This window comes from Pseudomonas oplopanacis (assembly GCF_057128725.1).
This window is the reverse complement of sequence record NZ_JBSKHV010000002.1, coordinates 370479-387257: the sequence shown is the minus strand read 5'-3', so window position 1 is coordinate 387257 and position 16779 is coordinate 370479. Positions and strand designations below refer to the sequence as shown.

Below are 16779 nucleotides of genomic sequence, written 5' to 3'. Positions count from 1 at the left end.
CATCGTAAACCCGGGTTATAGACCGGCCTGCAACGCCCTGGCCATTTGCAGATGGTTTTGCAGTTTGGGCAGGGTTTCTTCAGCAAACGCTTTGATTTGCGGTATGTCCGTGGTTTGCGCTTCCTGCTGAAGTTGTTCGATGGCTTGCTGAGTGGTTTTCACCTGACTGGCGGCGTAGGCCTGATCGAAGGTCGCGCCGTCCATCGCTTGCGGCATCAAGGCTTTGGCCTTGTCGACCACTTCTTCGCGCGGGGCCACCGGCAGATCCAGTTGTTTGGCAATTTTCGCCAAGTGTTGGTTAGCGGTGGTGCGGTCGTTGATGACGACGATGGTGTAGTCCTTGACCTCTTTGGATTCGGTTTTCTGGTGCGCCAGGCGACTGGCTTCGATGTCGGCCATGCCTTGGGCCGAGGCATCGTTGATGAATTCGGCGGGGGACTGGGCAAAGGCACTGCTGGCGCACAATCCCAGTAACGTGGCAAAACCTGCATGACGTATTCGGGTGGCCATCCGGCTCATGGTCGCGCCCTCCTTCTGAAAAAATTCAAACGGGAGCTTGCGCCCCCGCCTCTCGATCAAAACCACCTTCAATCACTACTTGGACTTCTGAGGACCTTTGCGGCCCATCTCGGGTTTCGTAGAGTCTTTATCGACAGTCGTTGTGGTGGTTTTCCCACCTTTGCGACCGGCTTCAGACGCCTTCGTTCGATCGTTGGCGAAGTTTCCCGAGTTCGAGTTTCTTGAGTTAGGCATGATTCTCTACCTCTTGGTAAATGATCCAGGCGAGCAACAGCCCGCATAAAATCAGAATGAACGAGCCCAAAAAGGTTTAGAAAACCTGAAAACGCCGCGACGAACGGCGGCGAAATCTCAGACTTCGAGGCGCAGGTGATGCTGGCGTTTGGCGGCGTACATGGCCTCGTCGGCATGCTTGAACAACTGCTTTTCTTCGGTGCCGTGCTCGGGGTAACGAGCGACGCCGATACTGGTGTGGATGTTCAGGTTATGCCCATCCAGACGCAGCGGCTGCGCCAGCACCTGGAGGATTTTTTCCGCCACGCTGTCGGCGTCTTCCAGGCCGTGGATGCTGTGCAACAACACCACAAACTCGTCCCCACCGATGCGCGCCACGGTGTCGGTTTCGCGCACGCAACCCTTGATCCGATTGGCCACCGCTTGCAACAGCATGTCGCCCACCGCATGGCCGTGGGTGTCATTGACATCCTTGAAACGGTCGAGGTCGACGTACAGCAACGCCATGCGCCCGCCATCGGCCCGGGCCAGCGCCAGTGAAGCCTTGAGACGATCTCGCAGCAGCTCGCGATTGGGCAGTTGAGTCAACTGGTCGTACTGCGCCATGCGCTGCAACCGGGCATGCAATTGCTTGCGCTCGATGGCAGTCGCGACCTGGGCGCAGACGTATTGCAGCAGTTCCTTGTCCCGCTCGGTGTAGCGTTCGCCACCCGGAACGCTTTTGACGATGAGCGCGCCGATGGTGCCGTTCTGCGAATTCAGGGGCACGCCCAGCCAGCACGGTGAATTCGGCCCCTCGACCAACGTCTCAAAGCCTGCGGGCGAATGGCCCTGGTCCGGGGTCAGCAAAATTGGCAGGCCGCTGCGGATCACTTCCGCACACAGGCGCCCGGTGATGGTGCCGGGCTGCTCGGGTTGCAATTCGTGGTCGTTGACGTGGTAGGGAAAATTCAGCTGCGCGCAGTGTTCGTCATACAGCGCCACGGAGAAATTCAGCGCGGGCAGCCATTCGCCGATGATCAGGTGAATGCGCTTGAACAGCGCCAGCAAGTCTTCCGCCGCGTGAGCGGCCTCGGAAATCGCGTACAACGCTGCTTGTCGGGACTCGGCCAGCTTGCGTTCGGTGATGTCCCGGGCCACGGCGATGCGCAATTGATCGACTTCCGACCAGCGCGCCGACCAGAGGATGTGCACCACCTGACCGTCCTTGCGCAGGTAGCGGTTTTCGAAATTGAGTTTGGGCTCGCCGCCCATGATTTCCCGTGCGGCGTCGAGGGTGCGCTGGCGGTCACCGGGATGCACCATGTCGATCATCGGCTGACCGATCAGTTCATCGGCGGTGTAGCCGAATATGCGCTCGCACGCTGCACTGACAAAAACGAAGCGACCTTGCTTGTCGACCGCACAAACGGCGTCCAGCAACAGATCGATGTAGCTCGCCAACGGCGCGGAATTTCTGGATGCCATGGTGTCCTGCATATGGCCTCAAGCCTTGTTCGTGACCAGCCCCGGCAACGCGTGCACCAGGGCATTAATGGCAAAACCGATAAACATGACCCCACACAACCGGGTGATCGCCAGTTCGTGGCGTTGATACAGGGTCCGAACCTGCCGCGCACCGACGATGCCGATGAGAATAGCGTAGGCGATCAGGCCACCGACGAAGCTCAGCGCAATCAACCACGGCAGCATCGACCAGTGCAGCAACTCCGCGCGGCTAGACAGCAGCGCCGTGAAGGTCGCCACTGCCACCGGGTAAGCCTTGGGGTTGGTCAGACCGAACAGAATGCCGTGCCAGAACGGCTGGCGGGCCGCGCCTTGCGGCGCTTCGGCACTGCTGCGTTTCGCCCGCACGGCACGCAAGCCGAGCCAGAACAAATACAACCCGCTGAACACGCCCAGCACATCGAATGCCGTGCTACCGATTTCCCGTGCGCCGACAATCGCAATCAACGCGGTGCTGCACCAGACCACATCGCCCAGCAAATGCCCGCACAAGAACCCCGCCCCCGCCCGCCGACCGCGCGCCGCGCCAATGCCGAACACCGCCAACACACCCGGCCCCGGCGTGATGCCGTAGATAAAGCCCGAGGCGAGAACAGCCATTAGCAGCGATGGGGTCATCAGGAAATCCTTTTGAACTGTCTGGTGAATGGGCGCCAGTCTATCTCAGGTCCTTGCGCGTGGACTTACAGATCGTCGAAGAACTTCATTGCGGCATAAGGCCGTCGTCGATAAGCCCTCCGCAATCCGCCCATTCAACCAATTCAACGCCTGATCCCCTCCCCGCCGCTTGTGCCAAACCAACACGAATGTAAACGACGGAATATGAAACGGTGGCGGGACGACGATCAGCGACCGCTGATCGATGTTGAGCAAACCTCGCGAAGCCACCGTCAGGATCAAATCCGTACCACTGATGAACTCCGGCGCAACGCTCCAGTGCGGCAGGCTGACGGCCACTCGGCGGCGCTCGCGCAACGCGGTCAGCGCCCGTTCGATTTCGGGCGTGCCGCTGCCGCGCATTTCCAGCAGGACATGCGGGCGGGCGAGGTAGGTTGGCAGGTCGAGGATGCCGTCGGCCGGCAGGCTGTTGCGGTCGATAAGGCAGGCGTAGTGCTCTTCGAACAACGGGGTGCTGCGCAGCTCGTTCGGCATTTCCGGAAATACCCCCGCCGCCACGTCGATATCGCCGTTGAGTACGCCATCGAGCATGCCCTCGCGGCTGGCGTGGGTGATTTGCAGGTCGATCCCCGGCGCTTCCCGGCGCAAGGTTCGAATCAGCCCCGGCAAGACAATAGCGGCACCGTAGTCCGACATCGCCAGGCGAAAGGTGCGTTTGGCGGTGGCCGGATCGAACGCGTTGGGTGCCAGCAGCGATTGCACCTGGGCCAGCGCCTCGGCCAGCGGTGTCATTAACTCCAGCGCTCGCGGCGTGGCGACCAGCCCCGCACCCGCGCGCACCAGCAATGGATCGCCGAGCATGTCCCGCAACCGCGCCAAGGCGTGGCTGACCGCCGGCTGACTGAGGTGCAGGCGCTCGGCGGCGCGGGTCACGTGCTGCTCGCTGAGCAGGGCGTCGAGGATCACCAGCAGGTTGAGGTCGATGCGCCGTAGATCATTCATCTGATGCATGTTCTGGATAGCAATTCGGAATTTAAATCTGCGCGACGAATACTCTAGAGTCCAGCAAAACCTGTTGGAGATGGATCATGAGTACGTTGCATTGGGCCGGGCTGTTGCTGCTGGCCGTGATAGCCGGGGCGGTGGTGCCTTTTCAGAGTGCGATCAATGCCAACCTCACGCGCGGTCTGGGGCATCCGTTGTGGGCGACGCTGGCGTCGTTGCTGGTGAGTATCGGGGTGTTGTTGCCGATTATGTTGGCGCTGCGCTTGCCGTTGCCATCGCTGTCGTTTATCAGCAAGGCGCCGCTGTGGATATGGGCTGGAGGGGCGTTTGGGGTGTGTTTTGTTGCGTTGTCGCTGATCATGCTGCCAAAACTGGGGGCGTCAGGGTTTATTGCGCTGGCGCTGGCGGGGCAAGTGGTGGCGGCGCTGGTGTTGGATCACTTTGGGTGGTTCGGCTTAGTGGAGCGGCACATGACCTTGCCGCGGGTGTTGGGGGCTGTTTTGTTGGTGGCAGGGGTGGCGTTGATTCAGTTCAGTGGCGCGCCAGCGAAGGGCTTGGTGGCGACGGGTTGATGGGCGCATAAAAGATCGTCTGTGAATGTCAGTCCGTCTTCGCGAGCAGGCTCGCTCCCACAAAAGATCTTTGGCGTGACAAAAATCCAGGGTGGGAGCGAGCCTGCTCGCGAAAGCGATCTATCTGACAATGCAGATTTTAGAACTTGTCGAGCGTGCGCAGCTTCTGCGGCAACCCCCACATCAGCAGCGCAACCGCGATCAGCGCGCAGACACCGATGACATACAGCGCCGGCGTTGTGCTGCCGGTCAGGTCCTTGATCCGCCCGACCATGACCGGACTGACGATGCCGCCAAACTGGCCCAGGGTGTTGATCACCGCAATCCCGCCCGCCGCCCCTGCACCGGCACCTGCCAGCAGTTTCGGCGGCAGGGTCCAGAAGCTCGGGATCGACGCGATGATCCCGGCGCCAAGCAAGCCCAGCGCAACAATCAGGAAGGTCGTGTGATCAGCGAAGATCCCGGCGCAGAAGAACCCTACCGCGCCCACCGCCACCAGGCCGGCGACAAACTTGCGCCGTTCGCCGGTCGAGTCGGACAAGCGCCCGATCACCACCATGCTGATCGCGCCGCAGATGTAAGGAATGGCGGTGAGCAAACCGATCATCACCGGGCTTTCGGTGCCGGCACTGCGGATCAGTTGCGGCGCCCAGAAATTCAAGCCGTAGGACGCCACCTGGATCAGGAAGTAGATCAGCCCCAGCTTCAGGAAGCCCGGAATACGCAGCGCGGCGAGCAGCGAGCCGCCACTCTTGTGCGGTTCATGGTGCGCGATACGGCTGGCCAGCAGGGTCTTCTCGGAAGCGGTCAGCCAATGGGCGTCTTCGATGCGGTCCTTGAGCAAGGTCAGCACCAGCAAACCGAGGCCGATGCACGGCACGCCACCGAGCAGGAACAACCAGTGCCAGCCGCGCATGTCGAGGAAACCGTCGAGGTGTTGCAGCACCAGCCCGGAGAACGGCGCGCCGACCAGACCGGCAAACGCCGACGACAGAAACAGCATGGACGTAATCCGGCCGCGATAGTGCTGCGGGAACCACAGCGTCAGGTAATACAGGACGCCCGGTGCAAAACCGGCTTCCATCGCACCGATCACAAAGCGCAGCGCGTAGAACTGCCATTCGCTGTTGACGAAGACCATGGCCGCGGTGGCGAGGCCCCAGGACATCATGATCCGGGCGATCCAGCGCCGCGCGCCGACCTTGTACAGCATCATGTTGCTTGGCACTTCGAACAGCACGTAGCCGACCACAAACAGCCCGGCGCCGAGGCCGTAAGCGGTGTCGCTCAGGCTCAGGTCAGTCTGCAACTGGAACTTGGCGAAGCTGATGTTGATGCGGTCGAAAAACGCGAACAGGTAGCAGACCATGATCAGCGGCATCAGGCGCCAGGCGACCTTGCTGACCAGGGCTTTTTCTTCGTCGTGGCTAACGGACGGGCTCGCGCCCGCCTCCAGTACATTGAGGCTCATGGTGGTTCTCCAGGCGGACTTCCCGTGGGTGTCCGATTGTTTTTGTTGTCTGGTTGAGAGGCTTGGTTGCAGAGCTTTTCATTGTGGGAGCGAGTCTGCTCGCGAAAGCGGTGTATCAGCCGACATCCATGTCGGATGTGACTCAGTCTTCGCGAGCAAGCTCGCTCCCACAGGGGTGATCGTGGTGGGTCAGGAAGGCGTCGGGTGCAGGTCGCAATTGCGGCCGGCCTTGGCCAGTTGACCCGGCACTTCGTGGCCCAGCAGTGCGGGCAATCCTCGGGATAATCGCAGCAGCAGCGGCAGGTCGATGCCGGTGTGAATGCCGATTTCATCGCACAGATTGACCAAGTCTTCAGTGCAGATATTGCCCGAAGCACCCGGCGCGAACGGGCAGCCGCCAAGGCCGCCGAGCGCTGCATCAAAACGTCGGGCTCCGGCCTCATAAGCGGCCAACACGTTGCACAAGCCGAGGCCGCGAGTGTTATGAAAATGCAGAGTCAAATCCGCGGGCGAAACCCGTTGCAGGACACGACGTACCAGCCGATCAACCTGTCGTGGATTGGCCATGCCAGTGGTGTCGGCCAGAGTAATCCCTTGGATCCCAAGCTCTTGATAAGCATCGACGATTTGCAGCACGCGATCCTCATCAATCTTGCCTTCGAACGGGCAGCCAAACGTGGTGGCGATGCTGCCGTTGAGCCGCACCTGCGTGCCGCCGACGTACTGCACGATCTCACCGAACGCGGCCAGCGAGTCTTCGCAGCGCATACGCATGTTCGCCAGGTTGTGGGTCTGGCTGGCAGACATCACCAGGTTCAGCTCATCGGCCCGCGTCGCCAATGCCCGTTGCGCGCCCTTGAGGTTGGGGATCAACGCGACGTAGATCACCCCCGGTTGCCGGGTGATGCCCTTGAACACCGACTCGCCATCGCGCAATGCCGGAATGGCCTTGGGCGAGACAAACGAACCGGCTTCGATACGGCTGAACCCGGCCAGCGACAGTTGATCGATCAGGGCAATCTTGTCGACGGTTTCGACCCAGGTCGGCTCGATCTGCAAACCGTCGCGCGGCGAGACTTCCTGAACGATCAGGGTCTGCGAAAAGTCAGTGATCATTGCACCACCCCTTCAGTTTTCAGGCGTTCGATATCGGAGTCCGTCAGGCCTAGCCCGGCGAGAATTCCGTCGGTGTGCTGGCCCAGGCTCGGCCCCGACCAGTTCACACCGCCAGGGGTTTCCGAGAGTTTCGGCACGATGCCCGGCATCTTCACCGTGGCGCCGCCCGGCAGGTCGGCGCTGAGCAGCATATCCCGCGCCTGATAATGCGGGTCGGCGACGATGTCGGCCACCGAATAGATGCGCCCGGCGGGGACTTCGGCCGCTTCCAGCGCCGACAATACGGCGTCGATCGGCAGGCTGCTGGTCCAGTGGGTGATCGCAGCGTCGAGCACATTGCTTTTCAATGCACGGCCGTCGTTATGGGCAAACTCCGGCGCGTCCGCCAGATCGCGCCGGCCGATGACCTCCATCAAGCGCTTGTAGATCGGGTCGCTGTTGCCGGCGATAACCACGTAAGCGCCATCGGCCGTCAGATAGGTATTGGACGGGGCGATACCCGGCAAGGCACCACCGCTGCGCTCACGGACATGGCCGAGCATGTCGTATTCCGGCACCAGGCTTTCCATGACGTTGAATACGCTTTCGGCCAGCGACACATCGACGATTTGCCCGCCGCCCTGCCCGGTCTTGACCCGCAGCAGCGACATCAAGGCACCGATCACTGCGTGCAGCGATGCGAGGGAATCACCGAGGCTGACGCCCACCCGCGCCGGCGGTGAGCCGGGGGTGCCGGTGGTGTAGCGAATCCCACCCATGGCCTCGCCGATGGCACCGAAACCCGGACGATCACGGTAGGGGCCGGTCTGGCCGTAACCGGAAATCCGTACCAGCGTCAGGTTGGGATTGAGGGCGTGCAACACGTCCCAGCCCAAGCCCAGTTTTTCCAGGGCGCCGGGGCGCAGGTTTTCGATCAACACGTCGGCGCTGGTCGCCAATTGCTTGACCAGTTCGATGCCTTCAGGGGATTTGAGATTCAGCGCCAGGGACTTCTTGTTGCGCGATTGCAGGTACCACCACAGCGAGGTGCCTTCGTGCAGCTTGCGCCATTTGCGCAGGGGATCGCCCTGGCCCATGGCTTCGATCTTGATCACTTCGGCGCCGAATTCGGCGAGCATGCGCGCGGCGAAGGGGGCAGCGATCAGCGTGCCGATCTCGATCACTTTGATTGCACTTAACGGGGCAGTCATCGCGGGGTACCTCTTGTTCTTGGAATATGTGCCAAGGCTAGAGGAGCCGGGGTCAAGGAATCCAACCTTCAGTTGGCAACGGGCGTTCGTGAAACGCGAACGCTCGGCTGGCGATGTTCGGTGAATTCAGGGCCGCCTTCGCGAGCAGGCTCGCTCCCACATTTGATCTGCGGCGTCCACAAATCCCCTGTGGGAGCGAGCCTGCTCGCGAAGAGGCCCGACCATCCAACCGAGAAACATCAAAGCGCCCCACGCAACTGCTCAAACAACATCCGGCTAACAGGCGACAACCCCGCCTCATCCCGCACCACAATGATCAACGCCCGATCCGACCACTCATCCGTCAACGGCACCGCATGCAGCCCCAACGCCCGGCCAAACAATTCATAGGCCTTCTGCGGCAAAATCCCGATGCCCATGTTGGCCTGGACCATCCGGCACATCGCATCAAAACCCGGCACATGAATGCGTAATCGCAACACCTTGCCCGCCTGGCGCGCCGCCGCATGGGTGCGCATGTTGATCGAACTGGCCGAATGCAGTCCCACATAATCGCTGTCCAGCGTGTCCGCAAACGCCAGGCTCGAACGGCTGGCCAACGGATGATCGGGCAGCATCAACACCATCAACTTGTCCTGCCGGTACAGCACGCTGTGCAAACCCTTGGTGTCGCTGTCGATGGAGCAAATGCCCAGGTCCGCCACGCCATCCAGCACCCCCTGGATCACCCCGCTGCTGGGGCGTTCCTCGAGGTCGGTCTTGACCTGCGGATGGCGCTCGGAAAAGTCGCGCAAGTCCTCGGGCAAAAACTGAATGATCGCCGACAGGTTGGCGAGCATCCGCACATAACCGCGAATGCCGTGGCTGTGCTCACCCAGCTCGAGCCCCATTTTCTCGACATTGAACAGCATCTGCCGGGCATGGTGCAGCAGGGTTTCGCCGGCCGGTGTCAGGGTCATGCCCTTGGCCTGGCGTACGAACAGACTGATCCCCAGCGCCTCTTCCAGTTCCATCAAGCGCTTGCTGGCCGCCGACACCGCGATCGCTTCACGCGCGGCGGCGCGGGTCAGCGTGCCTTCTTCGTGGACGGCGACGAACAATTGGAGGGTGATCAGGTCGAGACGGCGGATCAGGCTTTTTTGCAGCATGGAGGGCTCGATGACTTCAGTTCGGCTGAGTCGGCAGGATAGCCCGGTTTTGGCCCACAACCTCACACGCCATCGCCCTACACGTAAATCTCTTGTAACACTCAACCGAACAGGAAACGGCCGATTCAGCGCCCACACCGCACGCTGTAAAGTCTGGAAACACACGGACGGTTTCATCACTCAAGGACAGACACGTCACATGGACCAGACAACACGCGCGGCAAACACCTTCACCAACTATCGAAAACTGATCTCGCTGGCCGATCACGACTGGGAAACCGCAGAAGCGGGAAAGGTCGCGGGGCTGAACGTCGACATCAGAAGCAGCAACCGCATGGTTGACCAGCACGGACGCGCCTTTCATCACTTTTGCACCACCTCCTACCTCGGCCTGGATCACCACCCCGACTTGCTCGACGGCGCCATGACCACCCTGTGGGAAACCGGCACCCTGCGTATCGCCAACTCGAAAAACCGCTGCAAACTGGCGATCCTCGATCAGTACGAAACCGAGCTGTCAGCGTTGTTCGGCGCCACGTGCCTGAGCACCTTGTCGTGCAGCGCAGCCAGCGCCGGCATCCTGCCGCTGCTGGCCAGCGGCGTGTTCACCGAGAACCGGCCGCCGGTGATGGTGTTTGACCGCTTGGCGCACTATTCGATGAGTCACCTCAAAGCCGCCTGCGCCGACGAAACCAGGGTCGTGACCAGCCCGCACAACGACATGGATTTTCTGGAAACGCAGTGCCAGCAACATACCAGGGTCGCGTATGTGGCCGACGGCGCGTACAGCATGGGCGGGGTCGCCGACCTGGACAGCCTGTTGTACCTGAAGGACCGCTATGGCTTGTTTCTCTACCTCGACGATTCTCACGCACTGTCCGCCGTCGGTACTTTCGGTGCCGGTCTCGTGCGTCCCAGGTTGCAGGCCCTGGAGGATGACGCCTTGATTGTCGCCTCATTGGCCAAGTCATTTGGCGCCAGCGGCGGGCTGGTGATGCTGGGCAACGAACGGCAGAAAAAGCTGATTCAACGCTACGGCGGCCCCAGCAACTGGTCGCAAAGCCTGAACAGCGCGTCTATCGGCGCGGGCAGAGCGTCCATCCAGTTGCATCACACGCCTGCATTGACTGCGTTGCAGGAAAAACTTCAGGTTAATATCCGCCTCTTCGACAGCCTGATTCGAACCGCACAACACGGCAGCAACATGGCGATTCGCTTGATCCACTGCGGTGAAGCGAGGCTGGCCAACCGTATTGCCATCGAATTATCCAATCTTGGTTTCTTTACCTCGGCGGTGTTTTTCCCCGTGGTTGCACAAGGCAAGGCCGCGATCAGAATCACGCTGCGCGCCGACATGGAGCCGCCGCTGATTCGACATTTTTGTGAACTCGTCACCGAGCTTTTGCGCACATGCTCCGGGGACGCCCGCTAGACATCCAGGGATGATTCCATGAAGAGCAGCACCACCCTCCTCGTCACCTGCAGCACGGTTTTCCTCGCGCAATTGGGCATGAGTATTTATCTGCCAGCGCTGCCGGAGATGGCCCGGCATCTGTCCGCCGACGCTTCGCAGGTGTCCTGGGGACTGGCGGTGTACCTGATCGGCATGGCGCTGCCGATGTTGTTCTGGGGCAGCCTCGGCCAGCGCATCGGCCGCAAACCGGTGCTGCTCGCGGCGCTGGGTATTTATGGCTTGGCCAACCTTGCGCTGCCGCTGGGCCAGACGCTTGAAGCGTTTCTGTTTTTTCGGTTGCTTCAAGGCATTGGTGCCAGCGGGATTTCAGTCATGGCACGGGTGCTGATCCGCGACAGTTTCCGCGGTGACCTGTTGGCCAAGGCGTTGTCGTGGATTTCGATTTCGTTCGTGATCGCGCTGGGCATCGGTCAGTACCTGGGGTCGGTTATCCAGGTGGCATTGGGCTGGCCGGCGATTTTCTATCTGCTGGGTGGCGTGAGCCTGTTGATGGCGACAGTCGTGGCGCGGGTTTCCTTTGCGGTGCTGGTCGAGGACAACATTCAGTCGTCCGCGTGGCCCAGTTACTGGCGCATTCTGCGTGATCGGGCGTTCTTGCTGCCGGCGCTTACCGGCGGCCTCGGCTACGGGGTGATCATTGCCTTCAACACGGCCGCACCGCTGATTCTGCAAGGTCCGTTCAACTGGTCAGCCGTGGAATACGGCTTGCTGGGCTGGCCGATCAGCGCGGCGTATTTTCTGGGAGCGCTGGGGGTCAATGCCTTGGTACTGCGCACCGGTCAGCGCCGATTGATGACGGTGGGCGTCGCTCTGGTGCTGACCGGGAGCGCGATGATGTTGCTGGGCAGCATCATCGGCACCCCCATTGCGCTGCTGCTCTGGCTGCCCTATTGCGTAGCGGTGTTCGGGCAGTCGTTGACGTACCCGATCAGCCTGTCGCTGGCCAACGACGGTTCACCGGTCGGGGGGGCTTATGCGATGGCGTTGAGCGGCTTTATTCATCAACTGATGGCGGCGATCATTGGCGGTGTTGCCAGCTTGATCGCCAGCCAGCAGGCGTGGCCGCTGTCGTTGCTCTGCACCTTGCTGGCGTTGGGCGCGATGCTGTGTGTCATGCTCGCGCCCGGTCGCAAAACGGCCTAAAAGGCGCTGCGGAAAATCTCCTCGATCTGGCGCTGATCCGCCGCCCGGGGATTGGTTAAACCGCAGGCGTCTTTCAGCGCATTGGTGGCAAGCATGGGGACGTCGTTGAGTCTGGCGCCGAGCTCACGTAATCCGGCAGGGATGTCCACGTCACTGGACAGGCGTCGGATCGCTGCAATAGCCGCTTGAGCCCCCTCTTCAGGGCTGAGACCACGGATATCGACGCCCATCGCATGAGCCACGTCGGTCAGGCGCGGGGCGCAAACCTGAGCGTTGAAGCTTTGAACGTGGGGTAGCAGTACGGCGTTGCAGACGCCATGAGGCAAGTCGTAGAACCCGCCCAATTGGTGAGCCATGGCGTGGACATAACCCAGCGACGCGTTATTGAACGCCATGCCCGCCAGGAACTGCGCGTAGGCCATGTTTTCCCGCGCGGCCATGTCCTCGCCGTTGCGTACCGCCAGTCGCAGGTTGTTGCTGATCAACGTGATCGCCTTCAGTGCGCAGGCATCGGTGATCGGGTTGGCGGCAGTGGAAACGTACGCTTCGATGGCGTGGGTCAATGCGTCCATGCCGGTGGCTGCCGTCAGCCCCTGAGGCATTGCAACCATCAGCGCCGGGTCGTTGACCGACAGCAGCGGCGTGACGTTGCGGTCGACAATGGCCATTTTCACATGGCGCGATTCGTCGGTGATGATGCAAAAACGTGTCATCTCGCTGGCGGTGCCGGCGGTGGTGTTGATCGCGATCAGCGGCAGCTGTGGTTTGCTCGATTGATCGACACCTTCATAGTCGCGAATCTGTCCACCGTTGGTCGCACACAACGCGATGCCTTTGGCGCAGTCGTGGGGCGAACCACCGCCCAGGGACACCACAAAATCGCAACGGGATTCCTTGAGCAGGCCCAGGCCAAGTTCGACGTTAGCAGTGTTCGGGTTGGGTTTGGCACCGTCGAAGATCACCGAGTCGATGTCCTGCATCGCCAGTTTTTCCGCAATCATTTTCGCTACGCCGGCCTTGGCCAGCCCAACGTCGGTGACGATCAGCGCTTTGCGAAAGCCGTACTTGCCAATGACGTCCATGGCTTCGTCGAGGCAACCCGTGCCCAGGATGTTCACAGAGGGAATGAAAAACGTGCTGCTCATGAGCGATTCTCCTGTCTGGGCCGAATCGGCGACGCCGATCCAGCGGGACGCTCACAGCTTCGACCCTTCGCTCACGCAGTAACTTGATCTGGCTCAAGTCATGGTCGTGATAAAGTCGCCGCCCATCAGACCTTTTGCTTTGAGACTTTGACCGCAATGACCGATTTCCAGGATGTTGATGCCCAACTTGAAGACTGGAACGCCTTGCGCGCCACCGCCTCGTTCAGCGGCCTGCTGGTGGGCAACGGCGCCAGCCGTGCGGTGTGGGACGATTTTGGCTACGACTCGCTGTTCGAGAATGCGCGCACCGTCGAAGAAAAACCGCTGAGCCAGTCCGAGCTGAGCGTGTTCGAGGCGATGCAGACACGCAGTTTCGAACAGGTGCTGAGCGCGCTGAAAACCACCAGCCGAGTGAACAAGGCACTGGCCGTCAGCTCCGCCGCACCGCGCAATCGCTACTACGCGATCAAGGAAGCGCTGATCAACACCGTTCATGCGGTGCATATTCCGTGGCGGCTGGTGGTGCCTTCGACCCTGGCGACCATCCGTTCGGAACTGGGCAACTATCGGACGGTGTTTACCACCAACTATGACTTGCTCAATTACTGGTCGATCCAGCAGCAGCCGGACGCGATCACCGACCTGTTCCACGGCGCCGAGCCGGGCTTTGACCTGAGCGCCACGGCGACCGATAAAACCCGTTTGCTGTACCTGCACGGTGGTTTGCACCTGGTGCGCAATCAGGACGGCACGGCGCGCAAGCTGATGTCGACAGAGGGCACGTTGCTTGGCAGTTTCGCGATCAACAATACGATCAAGACCCTGGATGACGTGCCGCTGTTCGTGAACGAAGGGCCAGCGCAGGACAAGCTCAAGACCATTCGCAGCTCGGATTATCTGTCGTTCTGTTATGACCAGTTATTGGGGCATGGCGACGGGTTGTGTGTCTTTGGGCATGCGCTGGGTGAGCAGGACAGCCATATCGTTCATGCGTTGCGCCAGGCGAAACCGTCGGTGGTGGCGATCTCGATTTATCCGCGCAGCAAGGCGTTTATCCAGCATCAGAAGCGGCATTACGCGAAGGTGTTCGAGGGGACGGGCTCGGAGCTGCGTTTTTTTGATTCGAAGACGCATGCGTTGGGGAATCCGAAGCTTACGGTTCCGGTTGAGGTTTAGCGGCGAGGCAGCTGACGCCTTCGCGAGCAGGCTCGCTCCCACAGGGGATATGTGTACACCGCAGATTCAATGTGGGAGCGAGCCTGCTCGCGAAGCTTTTGCAGTCAACTCATTCCTCGCTGCTATGCACCACCACCAACAACTGCGCCTGAACCTCCCCCACTGAGCGAATCCTGTGCGGTTTCTGCGCATTGAAATGCAGCGCATCCCCACGATCGAGCAGCACCCGCTCGTTCATGAAGTCCACTTCCACCTGCCCTTCGTGGACGAACAAAAACTCTTCCCCGGTGTGTTCCTTGAAGGTTTTGTCGGCGAATTCGAACGGCGGATAGATGATGAACGGCAGCAAGCTGCGCTCACTGACCTGATGGGCCAGCACCGCGTAGCCGGGGCTTTGATCGTTGGCGGCCAGGGACTGACGCTCGTCGCTGCGCACCAGGCTGTAGCTGTCGAGGCTGACGTTGTCTTCGGAGAACAATTCCTCGACTTTCACGTTCAGCGCCTTGGCCAGTTTCAGCGCCGCAGCAATCGACGGCGTGTTCAGCCCGCGCTCGACTTTCGACAGGTAGCTCTTGGTCATGCCGGATTTTTCGGCCAGGGCCTCCAGTGTCACGCCAAGTTTTTTTCTTAGTAATTTCAAACGGATAGACATGGAAAACGATTAATCCATCAAGGAGGCGACGGTTTGTGCTTGCCAATGACACTTTGTGTCATATAGCCTCTTTAGTGTCATTTGCATGAACCCACCAAAGGACACTGATATGGCCAAGACATTAGCACTGCCCAAAGACCAACTGGTCAAGCAAGCGCTGACACAGATGCAAAATACCCTGGCGGATAATACGTGGACTGACCGGCAAAAGCTGGCCCTGACCTGCCGGATTCTGTTCGAGAACGGCCACGACTCGGGGTTGGCCGGTCAAATCACCGCTCGCGGTCCGACACCGGGCACCTACTACACTCAGCAACTGGGCCTGGGGTTTGATGAGATCACCGCGAGCAATCTGCTGCTGGTCAACGAAGACTTGGAAGTACTCGAAGGCCACGGCATGCCCAACCCGGCCAACCGCTTTCACAGCTGGGTCTACCGCGCCCGACCGGACGTGAACTGCATCATTCATACGCATCCGACGCACGTCGCGGCGCTGTCGATGCTCGAAGTACCGCTGCAGATTTCCCACATGGACCTCTGCCCGCTGTATGACGACTGCGCGTTCCTTGAAGGCTGGCCCGGCGTTCCGGTCGGTAATGAAGAAGGTGAATTAATTGCCGGCGCACTGGGCGACAAACGGGCGATTCTGCTTTCGCACCACGGCCAGTTGTCCACCGGCACGAGCATTGAAGAAGCCTGTGTCATCGCGCAATTGATCGAGCGCGCCGCCAAGCTGCAACTGCTGGCGATGAGTGCCGGGGCCATCATGCCGATCCTCCCGGAACTGGGCCGTGAAGCCCACGACTGGATTGCCCGGCCAAAACGCCACGCCGCCGCTTTCAACTACTACGCCCGGCAGAACCTGCGCCAACACGCCGATTGCCTGAACTGAACCCACCCAATTTCATAAGGAGCGTCGCCATGTCGACCCCAAACATTCACGGCATCATCGGCTACACCATCACCCCGTTCACCGCCGACGGCGAAAGCGTTGACCTGGACGCGCTCGGGCGCTCCATTGACCGTTTGATCGAGGGCGGCGTGCATGCCATCGCGCCACTGGGCAGCACTGGCGAAGGCGCTTACCTGAGCGATGCCGAGTGGGATCAGGTCAGCGAATTCAGCATCCAGCACGTGGCCAAACGCGTGCCGACGATTGTCAGCGTGTCTGACCTGACCACCGCCAAAGCGGTGCGCCGCGCACGCTTCGCCCAAGCTCATGGCGCTGACGTGGTGATGGTGCTGCCGGCGTCCTACTGGAAACTCAGCGAAGCGGAAATCCTCGCCCACTATCGCGCCATCGGTGACAGCATCGGCGTGCCGATCATGCTCTACAACAACCCGGCCACCAGCGGCACCGACATGTCGGTGGACCTGATCCTGCGCATCTTCAACGCCGTTGAAAACGTCACCATGGTCAAGGAAAGCACCGGCGACATTCAGCGCATGCACAAGCTGCAACTGCTCGGCGAAGGCCAGGTGCCGTTCTACAACGGCTGCAATCCACTGGCGCTGGAAGCCTTTGCGGCGGGCGCGAAAGGCTGGTGCACGGCAGCGCCGAACCTGATCCCGCAGCTCAATCTGGATTTGTATGAAGCGGTGTTGGCCAATGATCTGGGCAAGGCCAGGGCGTTGTTCTATCGCCAATTGCCGCTGTTGGATTTCATTCTCAAGGGGGGATTGCCGGCGACGATCAAGGCCGGGCTGGGTATGACGGGGCTGGAAGTCGGGCAGCCGCGATTGCCGGTGTTTCCACTAGCCGACGCCGGGCGCAGTCAACTGCAACACTTGCTGACTGCCCTACGCTGAT

Annotated in this window: 17 protein-coding genes; 6 read left to right on the top strand and 11 right to left on the bottom strand. The window is 60.7% G+C overall.

The features are described 5' to 3' along the window. Positions 1–15 precede the first annotated feature (15 nt). The 5 genes from ACWKV5_RS06130 to ACWKV5_RS06110 form a co-directional block, all read right to left on the bottom strand. Positions 16–519: a DUF4142 domain-containing protein gene (locus tag ACWKV5_RS06130; protein WP_483840589.1), complete on the bottom strand. Its 504-nt coding sequence runs from the start codon at positions 517–519 to the stop codon at positions 16–18. Between the two features lie 75 nt (positions 520–594). Then, a complete protein-coding gene (locus tag ACWKV5_RS06125) occupies positions 595–753 on the bottom strand; it encodes a KGG domain-containing protein (RefSeq protein WP_081744010.1) in 159 nt (52 codons plus the stop codon). A 117-nt stretch (positions 754–870) separates the two neighbouring features. Further along, complete coding sequence (locus tag ACWKV5_RS06120) at positions 871–2220, bottom strand: sensor domain-containing protein (RefSeq protein ID WP_483840588.1); 1350 nt, start codon at positions 2218–2220, stop codon at positions 871–873. Positions 2221–2238: 18 nt separating this feature from the next. Continuing rightward, positions 2239–2877: a LysE family translocator gene (locus tag ACWKV5_RS06115; protein WP_483840587.1), complete on the bottom strand. Its 639-nt coding sequence runs from the start codon at positions 2875–2877 to the stop codon at positions 2239–2241. 45 nt (positions 2878–2922) lie between these two features. Continuing rightward, on the bottom strand, positions 2923–3888 hold the full coding sequence (locus tag ACWKV5_RS06110) for a LysR family transcriptional regulator (protein ID WP_483840586.1): 966 nt from the start codon (positions 3886–3888) through the stop codon (positions 2923–2925). Positions 3889–3965: 77 nt separating this feature from the next. Here ACWKV5_RS06110 and ACWKV5_RS06105 point away from each other — a divergent pair, with 77 nt between their 5' ends. Further along, positions 3966–4454 carry a DMT family transporter gene (locus ACWKV5_RS06105; protein WP_483840585.1) on the top strand — a complete coding sequence of 163 codons (489 nt, stop codon included), beginning with the start codon at positions 3966–3968 and terminating at the stop codon, positions 4452–4454. A gap of 139 nt (positions 4455–4593) precedes the next feature. Here ACWKV5_RS06105 and ACWKV5_RS06100 read toward each other — a convergent pair whose 3' ends face one another. From ACWKV5_RS06100 to ACWKV5_RS06085, 4 genes are all read right to left on the bottom strand, one after another. Continuing rightward, positions 4594–5925: an MFS transporter gene (locus ACWKV5_RS06100; protein ID WP_483840584.1), complete on the bottom strand. Its 1332-nt coding sequence runs from the start codon at positions 5923–5925 to the stop codon at positions 4594–4596. A 189-nt stretch (positions 5926–6114) separates the two neighbouring features. After that, positions 6115–7041, bottom strand: a complete 927-nt coding sequence (locus ACWKV5_RS06095; protein WP_483840583.1) for a hydroxymethylglutaryl-CoA lyase — start codon at positions 7039–7041, stop codon at positions 6115–6117. Next, positions 7038–8231, bottom strand: a complete 1194-nt coding sequence (locus ACWKV5_RS06090; protein ID WP_483840582.1) for a CaiB/BaiF CoA transferase family protein — start codon at positions 8229–8231, stop codon at positions 7038–7040. Before ACWKV5_RS06090 ends, ACWKV5_RS06095 begins: the two co-directional genes overlap by 4 nt. 239 nt (positions 8232–8470) lie before the next feature. Continuing rightward, positions 8471–9379 carry a LysR family transcriptional regulator gene (locus tag ACWKV5_RS06085; protein ID WP_483840581.1) on the bottom strand — a complete coding sequence of 303 codons (909 nt, stop codon included), beginning with the start codon at positions 9377–9379 and terminating at the stop codon, positions 8471–8473. A 199-nt stretch (positions 9380–9578) separates the two neighbouring features. Here ACWKV5_RS06085 and ACWKV5_RS06080 point away from each other — a divergent pair, with 199 nt between their 5' ends. Both ACWKV5_RS06080 and ACWKV5_RS06075 read left to right on the top strand, forming a co-directional pair. Then, positions 9579–10811 carry an aminotransferase class I/II-fold pyridoxal phosphate-dependent enzyme gene (locus ACWKV5_RS06080; protein ID WP_483840580.1) on the top strand — a complete coding sequence of 411 codons (1233 nt, stop codon included), beginning with the start codon at positions 9579–9581 and terminating at the stop codon, positions 10809–10811. A gap of 18 nt (positions 10812–10829) precedes the next feature. Next, positions 10830–11996, top strand: a complete 1167-nt coding sequence (locus ACWKV5_RS06075) for an MFS transporter (RefSeq protein ID WP_483840579.1) — start codon at positions 10830–10832, stop codon at positions 11994–11996. On the opposite strand, the gene yiaY is transcribed toward ACWKV5_RS06075, so the two are convergent. Then, positions 11993–13141, bottom strand: coding sequence for an L-threonine dehydrogenase (yiaY, locus tag ACWKV5_RS06070; protein ID WP_483840578.1), 1149 nt, complete (start codon positions 13139–13141; stop codon positions 11993–11995). The genes ACWKV5_RS06075 and yiaY overlap by 4 nt on opposite strands. A gap of 156 nt (positions 13142–13297) precedes the next feature. Between yiaY and ACWKV5_RS06065 the strand changes: the two genes are divergently transcribed. Further along, on the top strand, positions 13298–14317 hold the full coding sequence (locus tag ACWKV5_RS06065) for a DUF4917 family protein (RefSeq protein ID WP_483840577.1): 1020 nt from the start codon (positions 13298–13300) through the stop codon (positions 14315–14317). A 109-nt stretch (positions 14318–14426) separates the two neighbouring features. Here the strand turns inward: ACWKV5_RS06065 and ACWKV5_RS06060 are convergent, their stop codons facing one another. Next, a complete protein-coding gene (locus ACWKV5_RS06060) occupies positions 14427–14969 on the bottom strand; it encodes a helix-turn-helix domain-containing protein (protein ID WP_483840576.1) in 543 nt (180 codons plus the stop codon). Positions 14970–15078: 109 nt separating this feature from the next. On the opposite strand from ACWKV5_RS06060, the gene ACWKV5_RS06055 reads away from it, so the two are divergent. Together ACWKV5_RS06055 and ACWKV5_RS06050 are read left to right on the top strand one after the other, a co-directional pair. Continuing rightward, the gene (locus tag ACWKV5_RS06055) at positions 15079–15861 is read left to right on the top strand and encodes an aldolase (protein ID WP_483840575.1); all 783 of its coding nucleotides are present in this window, start codon (positions 15079–15081) and stop codon (positions 15859–15861) included. Positions 15862–15890: 29 nt separating this feature from the next. After that, on the top strand, positions 15891–16778 hold the full coding sequence (locus ACWKV5_RS06050) for a dihydrodipicolinate synthase family protein (protein WP_483840574.1): 888 nt from the start codon (positions 15891–15893) through the stop codon (positions 16776–16778). Position 16779 lies beyond the last annotated feature (1 nt).